8 protein-coding genes are annotated in these 14170 nt (G+C 71.3%); 4 read left to right on the top strand and 4 right to left on the bottom strand.

Going from position 1 to position 14170, the window contains the following annotated elements:
- The 4 genes from AC1PPL_RS09280 to glnE all read right to left on the bottom strand — a co-directional run bounded on the left by AC1PPL_RS09280 (nt 1) and on the right by glnE (nt 6305).
- On the bottom strand, nt 1–1173 hold the full coding sequence (locus AC1PPL_RS09280; RefSeq protein WP_312792620.1) for an efflux RND transporter periplasmic adaptor subunit: 1173 nt from the start codon (nt 1171–1173) through the stop codon (nt 1–3).
- Nucleotides 1174–1189: 16 nt separating this feature from the next.
- Complete coding sequence (locus AC1PPL_RS09275) at nt 1190–2644, bottom strand: efflux transporter outer membrane subunit (RefSeq protein WP_479973125.1); 1455 nt, start codon at nt 2642–2644, stop codon at nt 1190–1192.
- Entirely contained in the window at nt 2641–3408 is a 768-nt protein-coding gene (locus AC1PPL_RS09270; RefSeq protein ID WP_479973124.1) for a CerR family C-terminal domain-containing protein, read from the bottom strand. The genes AC1PPL_RS09275 and AC1PPL_RS09270 overlap by 4 nt, the downstream gene beginning before the upstream one ends.
- A 158-nt stretch (nt 3409–3566) precedes the next feature.
- Entirely contained in the window at nt 3567–6305 is a 2739-nt protein-coding gene (gene glnE, locus AC1PPL_RS09265) for a bifunctional [glutamate--ammonia ligase]-adenylyl-L-tyrosine phosphorylase/[glutamate--ammonia-ligase] adenylyltransferase (protein ID WP_424297154.1), read from the bottom strand.
- Between the two features lie 122 nt (nt 6306–6427).
- On the opposite strand from glnE, the gene AC1PPL_RS09260 reads away from it, so the two are divergent.
- The 4 genes from AC1PPL_RS09260 to AC1PPL_RS09245 are packed head-to-tail and all read left to right on the top strand — an operon-like array spanning nt 6428 to nt 14158.
- On the top strand, nt 6428–10546 hold the full coding sequence (locus AC1PPL_RS09260; protein ID WP_479973123.1) for a YhdP family protein: 4119 nt from the start codon (nt 6428–6430) through the stop codon (nt 10544–10546).
- Nucleotides 10543–11358, top strand: a complete 816-nt coding sequence (locus AC1PPL_RS09255; protein ID WP_287927015.1) for a carbon-nitrogen hydrolase family protein — start codon at nt 10543–10545, stop codon at nt 11356–11358. The genes AC1PPL_RS09260 and AC1PPL_RS09255 overlap by 4 nt, the downstream gene beginning before the upstream one ends.
- Nucleotides 11358–13508 carry a two-component system sensor histidine kinase NtrB gene (locus AC1PPL_RS09250; RefSeq protein ID WP_479973122.1) on the top strand — a complete coding sequence of 717 codons (2151 nt, stop codon included), beginning with the start codon at nt 11358–11360 and terminating at the stop codon, nt 13506–13508. Before AC1PPL_RS09255 ends, AC1PPL_RS09250 begins: the two co-directional genes overlap by 1 nt.
- Nucleotides 13508–14158, top strand: a complete 651-nt coding sequence (locus AC1PPL_RS09245; RefSeq protein WP_011807098.1) for a response regulator transcription factor — start codon at nt 13508–13510, stop codon at nt 14156–14158. The genes AC1PPL_RS09250 and AC1PPL_RS09245 overlap by 1 nt, the downstream gene beginning before the upstream one ends.
- Nucleotides 14159–14170: the final 12 nt, after the last annotated feature.

Below are 14170 nucleotides of genomic sequence, written 5' to 3'. Positions count from 1 at the left end.
TTATTTGCTAGCTGCTTGCGCTTGAGGGACGGGCGCTGCAGCCTCTTTTGGTGCTGAATCTTCGGCAGGCGCAGCCTGCACGCGCACCAGGTCGCCGTCGTTCAGGAAGGCGCCGCCGCGCGCCACGATGCGCGCCTGGGGCGCCAGGCCCGAGGTGATGGCCACGCGCTCGCCGCTGCGCGCACCGGTCTGCACGCGGTGCATGGCCACGCGCGAGTCCGTGCCTACCTCGAACACGTGCGAGAAGCCGTCGCGCACCACCACGGCCGACAGGGGCACCAGCAGCGCGTCGCGCTCGCCCAGCAGGAACTCGCCGCGCGCGAACATGCCCGCCCTTATCTCGGGGTGCGCCGGCAGGTCCACGTACACCAGCGCATTGCGCGTCTGCGGGTCCACCGTCGGGGCCAGCATGCGCACCGTGCCTTCCACCTGCGCGCCGCTGGCGGCCGTCACCACCGCCTTGGCACCGGGACGGATGCGGGGCAGCTCGCTGGAGGTGACCTCCGCGCGCCACTCCAGCCGGCCCTTGCGCACCATGCGAAACAGCTCGGTGCCCGCACCCACCACCGCGCCCACGGTGGCCGTGCGCGCGGAGATCACGCCGCTGTCGGGCGCCAATACCTGGGTGTGTTTCAGGCGCAGCTGCTGGGCGTTGAGCGCCGCCTGTGCCGCCGCCACGCGGGCCTGCGCGGTCTGCGCGCCGGTGGCGTATTGCTGGATCTGCTGCTGGCTCAGCGCACCCGAGGCGCTCAGGGTGTTGGCGCGGTCGGCGTTGGCCTGCGCCTCGGCCTGGGCGGCGCGGGCCTCCAGCAGGCTGGCGCGGGCCTGGGCCACGTCGGCCTCGATGGTCTCGGGCGCGAAGGTGGCCAGCACCTGGCCGGCGCGCACCGTGTCGCCCACGTTCACGCGCACGTCGGTCAGCCGCAGGCCGCTCACCTCGGCGCCAATGCTGGCCTCCTGCCACGCGGCCACGTTGCCGTTGGCCGGCAGCCGCTGGGTCACGTTGCCGCGCTGCGGCTGGGTGGTGGCCACGGTGAGGGCGGGGCGCGGCCCCTCGGCCTGTGCGGAGTCCTCGGCATGGGTGGGGCCGCTGCCCAGCAGGACGGCGGTGGTCGCGGCAAGCCCCAGCAAAGCCAGGGCGATCAGGGTGCGGGTCGGTGTCAGGCGCGGCATGGCGGTCGAAAAGGATTTAGTGCGAAGAAGAAGGGGGGGTGGTGGTCGCCTGCGTGGAGGTCTGGGCCGCTGGCGCGTCGACCTCGGGCGTCCAGCCGCCGCCGGCCGCGCGGTACAGCGCCACCCAGGCGGCCATGCGCTCTTGCTCCAGCGCGACCACGGCGGTGTCCGAGGCGAGGGCGGTGCGGCGGGCATCCTCCAGTTCCACCAGGCTCGCCAGGCCAGCGCGCCAGCGTTCCTGCGTGGCGATGAAGGAGCGGCGGTAGTCCTCGGCGGCGCGCCGGGCGTCGGTGCTGCGGCGCGCGGTGCTGTCCAGCCGCGCCAGGGCCTGCTCCACCTCGCTCACGGCCTGGCGCACCTGCGCGCGGTAGGCCTGCGCGGCGCTGTCGTAGCGCGCACGGGCGGCATCCACCTGAGCGGCGCGGCGACCGCCGTCGAACAGCGGCAGCGTGACGGCCAGCGGGCCGATGGACCAGGTGTTGCTGGTGGCTTGCACCCCCGCGGTGCGCACCAACCCGCGGCCAATGGTGCCGCTGAGCGTGAGGCGCGGGTAGCGCTGCGCCTGGGCGTCGCCCACCTCGGCACTGGCGGCCGCCACCTCGCGCTCGGCGGCGTACACGTCGGGCCGCTGCGCCAGCGTCTGCGCGGGCAGGCCGTCGATGCTGAACAGCTGCTCGGGCGGGTGCAGCGGCGGCGCGGCAGCCAGCTGCGTGCGCAGCAGGGGCTCGTCGCGCCCGGTGAGGGCCACCAGTGTCTTGACGATCACCTCGCACTGCAGGCGCTGCTGCTCGGCGCGCACCGCGCTGTCGGCCTGGCTGGCCGTGGCCAGCGCGGCAGTGGCGGGGGCGGTGAAGCCCGCGCGTTCGCTTTCGCGCGTGAGGCGGGCCGTTTCACCGCGCGAGCGTGCATCCGCCTGCGCCACTTGCAACTGGCGCGCGCAGTGGTGCCAATTGCTGTACTGCAGAGCCGTCTCGGCCGCCACGGAAACGCGGGCCTCGTGCCACTGCGCCTGCGCACCGGCCAGGCGCTCGCGCGCGGCGTCCGCCACGGCGGCGTTGCGGCCGAACAGGTCGATCTCCCAGCCGGCCTGCAGCCCCGCCTGCGCGGTGGTGGCCACGCCGCGCACCTGCTCGTTGAAGCCGCGGCTGGCGCTGGCCTGCGCGTCCAGGCTGGGCAGCAGCGCCGCGCGTGCGGCCGTCTGCTGCGCGCGGGCCTGTGCCAGACGGGCGCCGGCCTCGGCCACCGTGGGACTGAGGGCCTGTGCGTCCACGATCAGCGCGCCCAGCAGCGGGTCGCTGTGGCGCTGCCACCAGCCGGCCAGATTGGCCACGCTGCCTTGGTGGGGCAGCGGTGCGTGCCAGGCGGCGGGTGCGGGTGCCTGCACGGCCGCGGGCGGGCGTTGCACGGCGCAGGCGGCCAGTGCCAGGGGCAGGGTGGAAAGCGCAAGGCGCTGGAGGACGGGGCGCTTCATGGTGCGGTAGACCTGCGGGCTGTGCGCCGGCGGGGGGGGGAAGAGGTCGAAGGAGAGGGCGAGGCCGGGGCCGAAGGGGTGGCAGGCTGAGCGCGCGTACGCCGGCGCCGCTCGGTGGCCACCATGGCCATGGCGTAGTCGGCCAGGCGTTCCGCCCACTGGTCCACGGCCGCCGGGGATGCGAGCAGCTGTGGCTGCATGGCGCACACCACTTCCTGGTGGCTCCACAGCTGAAAGGCCAGTCCGGTGACGGTGAGCGTGAGGCGGTGCAGGTCGTCGTCGGCCTGCGGCAGCCCCAGGTGCCGGCACAGCAGCGCGGCCATGGCCTCGTTGGGTGCGCGCACGTCTTTTTCCAGCTCGATCTGCCACTGCGCCGTGGGCTCCAGCATTTCACGGATGTGCAGCCGCACCACCTGGCGTGCCATCTCGCCGTCGTGCAGCGGCCCCAGCGCGCCCTGGTAGAAGCAGTGCAGCGCGGCGCGCAGGGACAGGCCGGGGCGCATGAAGTCGGGCACCAGCGATTGCAGCGAGCCGAAGGGCGCGGAAAACAGCGCCGCGTACAGCGCGGCCTTGTCGCCGAAGTAGTAGCTCACCGAGGCCACGTTGACCTGGGCCTCGGCGGCGATCGCGCGGATCGAGGTCTTGGCGTAGCCCTGTTCGGAAAACAGTTTGAGCGCCGCCATCAGCAGCCGGGTGCGCGCCGGCGGCGGGCTGTCGCCGGTGGCGCCGGGGCGGGGGGGCGAGAGGGGGGCGGACGTCGTCATCGCGGCGCATTAGACCACGATGAATCAAACGTTTGTTTGATTTTTACGGGACGCTACATCTGCGCACGAATGGAAATTCCATGTATCAAAACTGCCTCTAGCGCTTTATGGATAAGCGATAATAGCTATGAAAAATATAGCTAACTGCCGTAGCCCACTCAGCCGAACACGGCGCGCCACAGCGCGCGCACGGCGCCTTGCTCGGCGGCTAGCGTCTCGGGCGGCACGCGGGTGGGCTCTTCGTTGAGCCGCGCGCGGTGCTGCACGTGGCGCAGCGTGCGGTAGGCGTCGGCGGCGGCGCGGCCTACGCCTGCAGGCAACAGGCCGGCGGCCTCGGCGCGCTGCAGCAGCGCGATGTTGCCCACGTTGCCCTGCAGCTCGGGGTGCGCCGCGGAGTGCGCCAGCACCAGGTACTGCACGGCGAACTCGGCATCCACCATGCCGCCGGGGCTGTGCTTCACGTCGAACTGGTCCGCAGGCGCCGGGTGGGCGCTGCGCACGCGCTCGCGCATGGCGACGATCTCGCTGCGCAGCGCGGCGGCATCCCGCGGCGCGGTGATCACGGCCTGGCGCACGGCGTCGAAGCGTGCGTGCAGGCCTTCGCTGCCCATCACGAAACGCGCGCGTGTCATGGCCTGGTGCTCCCAGGTCCAGGCGGTGTTGCTGCCGCGCTGCTGCTGGTAGTCGGCATAGGCCTGAAAGCTGGTCACCAGCAGGCCCGAATTGCCGTTGGGCCGCAGGGCGGTGTCGATCTCGAACAGGTCGCCCTCGCCGGTTTTCACGGTGAGCCAGTTGATGAGCTTGCGCACGAAGGCGGCGTAGACCTCGGGGGCACGCTCGTCGTCGTCGTCGAACACGAAGACGATGTCCAGGTCGCTGCCGTAGCCCAGTTCCTTGCCCCCCAGCTTGCCGTAGCCAATGACGGCGAACTGCGGCTGCTCACGGTGGCGGTTGCGCAGCCGGCCCCAGCACCACTCGGCCGTGACGCGCAGCACGCTGTCGGCCAGCGCGGACAGGTCGTCCGCCACCTGCTCCACGGTGATGCGCCGCTCCACGTCGCGCGCCAGCGTGCGGAAGGTCTCGGCATGGTGGGCACGGCGCAGCAGGTCGAGCAGGTTCTCGTCGTCGTCTTCGCCCGTGGACTGCAGCGCGGCCAGGCGCAGCCCCAGTTCGCGTTCGAAGTCGGCGGGCACGAAGCGCTCGGACAGCAGGGCGTCGCCCGCCAGCTCGTCGATCACCCCGGGGTGCTGCAGCATGTAGCGCGCGGGCCACCTGGCCGCGCCCAGCAGGTGCAGCAGATGCTCGTGCACCGAGGGGCGCTCCAGCAGCAGCGCCAGGTAGCTCTCGCGGCGCAGCAGTGGCTCCAGCCAGCCCACCAGGCGCACGGCGGCGTCCTCGTTGACCTGGCCCTCGGCCAGCCAGCGCCCGGTGCGTTGCACGATGCGAAACAGCCGCGCGCGCGCCTCATCGCGCAGGCCCTGCACGCGCGGATGGGTGCGCCACTCGGCCACGCGCTCGCGCACCTTGGCGGGCAGTTGCTCCAGCAGCGCCTCCAGGTCGGGGGCGGGCGACGCAGCCGCTGCGGCGCGCGGGCCGCCGCATCCGCCATTGCTGCATTGCTTGTGGCCCGTGCCGCCGAGCAGGATGTCGAACTCCTGGGCCACCAGTTCGCGGTGCGCGTCCAGCGCGCGCAGGAAGTCGCAGCAGTTCAGGCCCAGGGTGCGTGCGATCCAGGCCAGATCATCGTCGCGCGTGGGCAGCACATGGGTCTGCTGGTCGTCCAGGTACTGGATGCGGTGCTCCACGCGGCGCAGGAAGGTATAGGCGGCCGCCAGCTGCTCGGCCGTCTCCTGCGGCATGAGGCCGGCGCGCGCCAGGCGTTCCAGGGCCTCCAGCGTGGGACGGCAGCGCAGTTCGGGGAACTGGCCGCCGCGCACCACCTGCAGCAGTTGCACGGTGAACTCGATCTCGCGGATGCCGCCGCGCGAAAGCTTCACGTCGTTGGCGCGCTCGGGGTGGCCGGCGCTGCGCTTGGCGGCATGGTCGCGGATCTGGCGGTGCAGCGAACGCAGTGCGTCGAACACGCTGTAGTCCAGGTAGCGGCGGAAGACGAAGGGCAGCACCACGCCGCGCAGCGCCTGCACGTTCGGCATGCCCAGGCAGTCCAGCGGCGCCACCACGCGGCTCTTGAGCCAGGCAAAGCGTTCCCATTCGCGGCCATGCACCAGCAGGTATTCCTCCAGCGACGCCAGCGACACGGCCGGTGGCCCCGAGTTGCCGTGCGGGCGCAGGGCCAGGTCCACGCGGAACACGAATCCGTGCTCGGTGGTGTCGCCCACCAGGCTGTAGATGGCCTTGACCGCGCGGGCAAAGTATTCGTGGTTGGAGAGCTTGCCGCGCCCGTCGGGCTGGCCGGCGGTTTCGCCCTCGTGTTCGTAGACGTAGATCAGGTCGATGTCGCTGGAGACGTTCAGCTCGCGCGCGCCGAGCTTGCCCATGCCTACGATCCACAGCTGCACGGGCTGGCCCTGGGGCCCCAGCGGCGCGCCGTGGCGGGTGTCCAGCTCGGCGCGGGCGTGCCGGCAGGCACGGTCCAGTGCCAACTCTGCCAGCCGGGTCACGGCCAGGGTGATGTCGGACAGCGGTGCGGCCTGGTCGCAGTCCAGCGTGATCAGCCGCTCCATCACCAGTTGGCGCAGGATGCGCAGCGCCGCGCCCAGGTCGTGGCCGCGCGCCAGCAGGGCGTCGCAGGCCTGGGCCATGGTCTCGCGGGTGGGCACGCCCGGGGGCAGCAGCGCCAGCTCGGCCTGGTAGCGGCGGTGCAGGCGCTGGTGGAAGCGCGAGTATTCCGACGGCGGGCTGCCGGCGGTCACGGGATCAGTCGAAGGCATCTGCATGGCAAGGGCTGCTCGGTGCGCTCGCGGGCCACGCCGGGGCGCGGCCGTACATAACGACACCGTGGGGTGCTGAACCCTCAGGGGATGTGCGGGTCATAATTCCTGCCATCGTTTCGCCCGCCATGACAGAGTCTCCTCCCCATCCCTCCCGCCTTCTCAAACTCGTGGCGGGCTGTGCGCGATGGGGATTGGTCGCCTTGGTGACCTTCTGGTTGCTGCTGGCGGCCGCCTGGGGGGGGCTGCATGGCTGGATTGTGCCGCGTATCGGCGACTTCCGTCCGCAGCTGGAACAGCAGGCCCAACGCGCACTGGGGGTACCTGTGCGCATCCATTCCATCAGCGCGCGCAGCGAAGGGCTGATCCCCTCGGTGGAGCTGAAGGACGTGGCCCTGCTGGACGCCCAGGGGCGCGAGGCGCTGCGCCTGCCGCGCGTGGTGGTGGCGCTGTCGCCGCGCTCGCTGCTGCGCTTTGGGTTCGAGCAGATCTATATCGAAGGCCCCGAGCTGGACATGCGCCGTGAGCGCGACGGGCGCATCGTTATCGCGGGCCTGGCCTTCCGCGACAGCGCCGAGGGCGACAGTGCGGCGGCCGACTGGCTGTTCTCCCAGGCCGAGGTGGCGATCCGCGGCGGCACGCTGCGCTGGACCGACGAGCAGCGTAGCGCCGAGCCGCTGGCGCTCACCGAGGTGAGCGTGGTGCTGCGCAACAGCGCGCGCCGCCACCAGGTGCGCCTGGACGCCACGCCGCCCGCCGAATGGGGCGCACCATTTACCTTGCGCGGCCAGTTCCGCCAGCCGCTGCTGTCCACACACAGCGGCGACTGGCAGCGCTGGAGCGGTGAGCTGTTCGCCCACTTCCCGCGCGTGGACGTGTCGCGCCTGCACCGGCACGCCGATCTGGAGGGGCTGCAGGTCGCGCAGGGCCGGGGCGCCGTGCGCGCGTGGGTGGATGTGCAGCGCGGCCAGATCGGCGGCGGCACGGTGGACATGGCACTCGACGAGGTCAACGCTACCCTGGGCAAGAACCTGCGCCCACTGGCGCTGCGCACGGTGACGGGGCGGGTGGGCGGTCGCTGGCTGGACGACGGTTTTGAGCTGTCCACCCAGAATCTGCAGTTCGTGGCCGACGATGGCCTGCGCTGGCCCGGCGGCAATCTGGCGCTGCGCCACAGCGGACAGGGCCAGGCAGGCCGAGAGCGTGGCGAACTGCAGGCAGACCGGCTGGACCTTGCCGCCCTGGCGCAGATCGCGAGCCGGCTGCCCCTGGGCGACACCGTGCACGGCGCGGTGCGCGACTATGCGCCGCGCGGTCTGGTGGAGCAGTTGCGGGCCGAATGGCAAGGGCCGCTGGCGCAGCCGCAGAAGTACCAGGTTCGCGGCAAGGTCGCAGGGTTGGCGCTGGCGGCGGACGACGCCGTGCCTACCGTCGCCGGCCTCAGTGGTGCGCAGGTGTCTTTCGATCTCACCCAGGCGGGTGGGCAGGCCGAGTTGGCCATGGCCGACGGGACGCTGCGCCTGCCCGGCGTGTTTGAGGAGCCCGTGGTGCCCGTGCAGCGGCTGGAAGCGGGGGTGCGCTGGCAGATCGAGGGCGAGCGCATCGCGGTCCAGACCAGCCAGCTGCGCTTTGCCAATGCGGACGCCCAGGGCGAGGCGCGGCTGAGCTGGCACACGGGCGACCCTGCGGCGTCGCCTGCGCGCGCGCGCTTTCCGGGAGTGCTGGACCTTTCGGGCACGCTGTCGCGGGCCGATGGCACGCGCGTGCATCGCTACCTGCCGCTCACCGTGCCAGCGGAGTCGCGGCACTATGTGCGCGACGCCATTCTTGCGGGGACCGCCAGCCAGGTGCAGTTCCGCGTGAAGGGCAACCTGCACGACTTTCCCTATGGCCATGTTCCGCGCGAGGGCGAATTCCACATCGCAGCGCGTGTCAAGGACGTGACGTACGGCTACGTGCCACCGGCGCTGCTGCACGCGGGCGACCGGCCCTGGCCGGCTCTCACGGCGCTGTCGGGGGAGCTGGTGTTTGACCGCGCGGGCATGGAAGTGCGCAACGCCACGGGGCGCTTTGCCGGGTATCCCGCGCTGCGGGTGCAGAAAGTGAACGCGAAGATCGCGGACCTGCAGCACACCGAAGTGATAGTTGGGGCCGACGTGCGCGGCCCGCTGCCCGACATGCTGGCGCTGGTGAGCGCCTCGCCCATCTCCCGGCTTACGCAGGGGGCGCTGGACCGGGCCGCCGCCACCGGCGTGGCCGAACTGCAGCTGGGCCTGACGCTGCCCATCAGCCGTATCGACCAGTCCACCGTGCGCGGCAGCGTCACCCTGGCGGGCAACGACGTGCACTTTGTGCCCGAGGCGCCCCTGGTGAGCGCGGCCCGGGGCGTGGTGCAGTTCAGCCAGAGCGGTTTCACGCTGGTCGGCGTGCAGGGACGCGCCCTGGGGGGCGAGGTACGGCTGGAAGGCGGCATGAATGCGGCGCAGGCGGGGGAAGGGGAGTCCTCGGTGCGCGTGCGTGCGCGCGGCACAGCCACTGCCGAGGGTCTGCGCGATGCACAGCAGCTGGGCCTGGTGTCGCGGCTGGTGCGCGGCGCCAGTGGCAGCGCCGCCTACACGGTGGCCGTGGGGGTGCGGCGGGGAGTGGCCGAACTGCAGGTGGCCAGCGACCTCGTCGGTCTTTCGCTGACGGCGCCCGCGCCGCTGGGCAAGGCAGCGCAGGCCCCGTTACCCGTGCGCTTCGAGAACCGCTTGACGCCCGAGGCCGCAGCCTCGGATACCGCACCCTTGCAGGACGAATTGACGCTGGAGTTGGGCGACGTGGGCAGGCTCAACTACCAGCGCGCACTGGACGGGCCGCAGGCGCGCGTGCTGCGCGGCGCGCTCGCCATCGGCGTGCCGCCGGCGCAGATGCCCGCGCCTCCCGCCCAGGGTGTCGCGGCACACGCCGTGTTGGGTGCGCTGGACGTGGATGCGTGGACGGCGCTGTTGCAGGAACCCTCGGCACCGTCGGCACAGGCACAGGCAGTAGTGCCGACACCCGCGCCCTCCGGGGAGGCGCTGACCACCGATTACCTGCCCACCAGCCTGGCCGTGCGTGCCGCCACGCTCACGCTGCATGGGCGCACGCTGCACGACGTGGTGGTGGGGGCGTCGCGGCAGGGCGCCGTGTGGCGTGCCAACGTGGATGCCGATGAGCTGGACGGGTACCTGGAGTACCGCCCTGCCGGCGCGTCCGCGCCGCGTGCTGATGCGGCCCAGGGGCTGCTGCACGCCCGGCTGGCGCGGCTGGCCATTCCGCAGATGGCCGAGACGCAGGTCAACGCGCTGCTCGATGCGCGCGAACCGGGCACGCTGCCGGCGCTGGACATCGTGGTGGAGGATTTCGAGTTGCGCGGACGGCGCCTGGGGCGCATCGAGATCGAGGCGCGCAACCGCGGCACGGAGGGCGGCCAGCGCGAGTGGCGCCTGTCCAAGTTCAATCTGACCGCCCCCGAGGCCGTGCTGACCTCGCAGGGCCACTGGGCGCTGGTGGGCAGCGGGGCGCAGGCGCAACGGCGCACGGTGATGGACTTCGAGCTGGACATCCGCGATTCCGGCGCCTTGCTGGCACGCTTTGGCATGGACGGCGTGGTGCGCCACGGCAAGGGACGCATCGGGGGCCAGGTGGGTTGGCTGGGCTCGCCGTTGTCACCCGACTACCGCACCATGAGCGGCCAGATGAACGTGAACGTGGAGGCAGGCCAGTTCCTCCAGGCCGACCCGGGACTGGCCAAGCTGCTGAGCGTGTTGAGCCTGCAATCCCTGCCGCGGCGCTTCGCGTTGGACTTCCGCGACGTGTTCAGCGAAGGCTTCGCATTCGACTTCGTGCGTGGCGACATGCGCATCGAAAACGGTGTGGCCACCACCAACAATCTGCAGATGAAGGGCGTGAATGCCGCCGTGCTCATGGAAGGCAGCGCCGACATCGAACGCGAGACGCAGGACCTGCACGTGGTGGTCGTGCCCGAAATCAACGCCATGACGGCTTCCCTCGTGGCCACGGCGATCAACCCCGTTATCGGCCTGGGCAGTTTCCTCGCGCAGGTTTTCCTGCGCGGCCCGCTGATCCAGGCCGCCACGCAGGAATTCCGCATTGACGGCACCTGGTCAGAACCGCGTGTGGAGCGCATCCAGCGCCGCAAGAGCGCTGCGCCGGAAGGCGCAGCGAGCCCTACCGTTCCACCGGCATCAGGAGACAAACCATGAAAGTCGCAGCCTTGCAAATGGTCTCGGGCGTCGCGCTGCAGGCCAACCTGGCGCAGGCGCGCGATCTGCTGGAGCAGGCCGCGCAGGCGGGCGCGGAGCTGGCGGTGCTGCCCGAGTATTTCTGCGCCATGGGCCTGGCCGATGCGGACAAGCTGGCGCTGCGCGAAACCATGGGCGACGGCGTGGTCCAGCGGTTTCTGGCGCAAGCGGCGCGCGAGCTGGGCCTGTGGGTGGTGGGCGGCACGCTGCCGCTGGTGTGCGACAGCGAAGAGCGCGTGCACAACACCACGCTGGTGTTCTCGCCCGCGGGCGACTGCGTGGCGCGTTACGACAAGATCCACCTGTTCCGCTTCGACAATGGCACTGAATGCTTCGATGAGGCGCGCGTGATCCAGGCGGGGCGCGAGAGCGTGCGCTTTGCCCTGCCGGCGCGGGATGGCAACGTGTGGCGCGTGGGGTTGTCGGTGTGCTACGACCTGCGCTTCCCCGAGCTGTACCGCCAGCACGCGCGCGCGGGTGCCGACCTGCTGCTGGTGCCCAGCGCCTTCACCTACACCACCGGCCGGGCCCACTGGGAGGTGCTGCTGCGTGCGCGCGCCGTGGAGAACCTGGCCTATGTGCTGGCGCCGGCGCAGGGCGGAACGCACGAGAACGGCCGGCGCACCTGGGGCCACAGCATGCTGGTGGACCCCTGGGGCAGCGTGCTGGACCAGCAGCCCGAGGGCGCGGGCGTGGTCCTGGGTACGCTGGATGCGGCGCATCTGCGCCAGGTACGCCGCCAGCTGCCGGCGCTTGAGCATTGCGTGCTCTGATGGGCGGCACCGTGGAGCACGGCGGATCGGCGGGCGGACGGGACAGAGGTGCTGCGGGCCGGCAGCAGGGCCCGCAGTCGCTGCTGCCCCCTTCGGCGCCCGAAGGCGGGCCCCAGGACAAGGTACCCCGCCGGTGGCGCCGCTGGGTGGGTGCGTGGCGGCGCTGGTCCCTGTGGACGCTGCTGGTGGCGCTGGTGGCGGGCATGCTGGTCACCCAGGTATGGCTGGCTGGCCGCTACGAGGCCAGCCAGGTGCAGAGCCGCCTGGAACGCGACACCGCCGACGCCGTAGCCGACATCCGCAACGCCTTCGCGCACAACCTGCAGAACCTGCAGGCGCTGCAGGCGGGCGACCCCGACCTGGCCGCGTGGGAGGCGCGCGCGGCCGAGCTGCTGAGCACGCGCCGCGAGCTGGTGCGCATCGAATGGCGCGACACGCAGCTGCTGCTGCGCGCACATGCGGAGTCGCCCTATCGCCCTCTGCCGTGGGACGCCACCACGCGCAGCGGCACGCATTCGGAGACCATGCTGGCCTGTACCAACGCCCGGCGCATCACCGGCCCGTCGTACTCCAGCAGCTATTTCCAGCCCCTGCCCGACGGCATGGGCGCCGAGATGATGGAGGTCTGCCTGCCGTTGATCCAGGATGGACGCGTGCGCGGCTTCCTGGTGGCGACCTACGCGCTGCAGACCGTGCTGCAGGATTTGGTGGCGCCCAGCCTGCAGCGCACGCAGGAGGTTTCGTTCACCGAGGCCGACGGCACGCGGCTGGCGCTGGTGGGCGCGCTGCGCCGCGGCTCGCGCATGTTCACGGCGCAGCAGCTGTTCGACCTGCCGGGCAACACCCTGGTGCTGCGCATGGACGGCTGGCACGCCGCGCCCAGCGTGTTTCCCAACGTCCTCACGGCTCTGGTCACGGCCATGTCGATCGCGCTGGTGTCGGTGCTGGTGGTGCTGGTGCGCGACAACCGGCGCCGCCTGCGCGCCGAGCGCGACCTGGGCGACGCGCTGGCCTTTCGCAAGGCGATGGAGGATTCGCTGGTCACGGGCCTGCGCGCGCGGGATCTCAACGGCCGCATCACCTATGTGAACCCGGCGTTCTGCGACATGGTGGGCTTTCCCGCTTCCGAGCTGGTGGGCCAGACGTCGCCGCTGCCCTACTGGCCGCCCGAGCATGCGCAGGAATATGCGGAGCGGCAGGTGGTGCGCATGTCGGGCCGGCTCGACCCGCCGCGCGAAGGGTACGAATCCACCTTCATGCGCAGGGACGGCACGCGCTTTCCCGTCATGATCTACGAAGCGCCGTTGATCAACGCACAGGGCCTGCACACGGGGTGGATGGGCTCGTTTCTCGACGTGAGCGAGCAGCGGCGCGTGGAGGAGCTGTCGCGCACCTCGCAGGAGCGCCTGCAGGCCACGGCACGCCTGGCCACCGTGGGGGAGATGGCATCGCTGCTGAGCCATGAACTGAACCAGCCGCTGGCGGCCATCTCCAGCTATGCCAACGGCTCGCTGAACCTGCTGGAGCCGGCGCCGGGCGCCGAGTTGCCGTCGCCCCAGGACCTGCAGGACGTGCGCGTGGGCGTGCAGCGCATTGCAGCGCAGGCCGAGCGCGCGGGCCGCGTGATCAAGAGCGTGCACGACTTCGTGCGGCGCCGCGACCAGACCCGCGAGCCGGTCACCGCGCAGGACCTGTTCGATGCGGTGCTGCCCATCATCCGGCTGCAGGCGCGCAAGCTGGGCGTGCGCGTGGTGCTGTCGATCGAGGACGGCCTGCCGCCCGCGCTGTGCGACCGCACCATGGTCGAGCAGGTGCTGTTGAACCTCACGCGCAACGCCATGCAGTCCATGGACGACCCGCAGATCCATCCGCGCATCCTCGATCTGCGGGTGCGGCGCGCGGCCTCCAATGCGTCCAACAGCTGGCTGGAGTTCTCGGTGGCCGACATGGGCATGGGCATTCCGGAGGACGTGGCCGAGCGCCTGTTCACGCCGTTCTACACCACGCGCGTCGAGGGCATGGGCCTGGGGCTGAGCCTGTGCCGCACCGTGGTGGAGCAGCATGGGGGCTTTCTGGACCATGCGGCGCGTGAGCCGCGTGGTACGGTATTCACTTTCACCCTGCCCGCATTTCAGAAAGCCGACCCCTGATGGAACCCGCCTCCAACGCCACTGTGTACATCGTGGACGACGACGCCGAGGTGCGCGAGGCGCTGGCTTGGCTGCTGCGCTCGCGCCGTGTGCTCAGCGAGGCGTTCGCCAGCGCCGAAGCGTTCGAGACCATGCTGGCCGAGCGCACCGCCAGCGGCCTCATGCAGCGCCAGCCCTGCTGCCTGCTGCTGGACGTCCGCATGCCGGGCGGCATGAGCGGCCTGGCGCTGTTCGACAAGATGGTGGAGCGCGGCGACACCGCGGGCATGCCGGTGATCTTCCTCACGGGCCACGCCGACGTGCCCACCGCCGTGGCCACGGTCAAGCGTGGCGCGTTCGACTTCTGCGAGAAGCCGTTTTCCGACAATCAGCTCGTGGACCGCATACAAGCAGCGCTGGAGCTGTCGGCCCGGCACATCGAGGCCTGCCGCGCGCGCCACGAACTGCAGGACCGGCTGGCCGACCTGACCGACCGCGAGCGCGATGTGATGCGGTTGGTGGTCGAAGGCCTGCCCAACAAGCTCATCGCCGATCAGCTCGACATCAGCGTGCGCACGGTGGAGGTGCACCGCGCGCGCGTGTTCGACAAGATGCAGGTCAAGTCGGCGGTGGAGCTTGCCAACCTGCTGCGCGCCGCGCCACCAGCGTAAAAAAAGACGCGG

It is taken from the genome of Diaphorobacter sp. B2A2W2 (assembly GCF_056730635.1).
The sequence above is the reverse complement of the archived record's forward strand: the minus strand, read 5'-3'. Positions and strand labels throughout refer to the sequence as shown.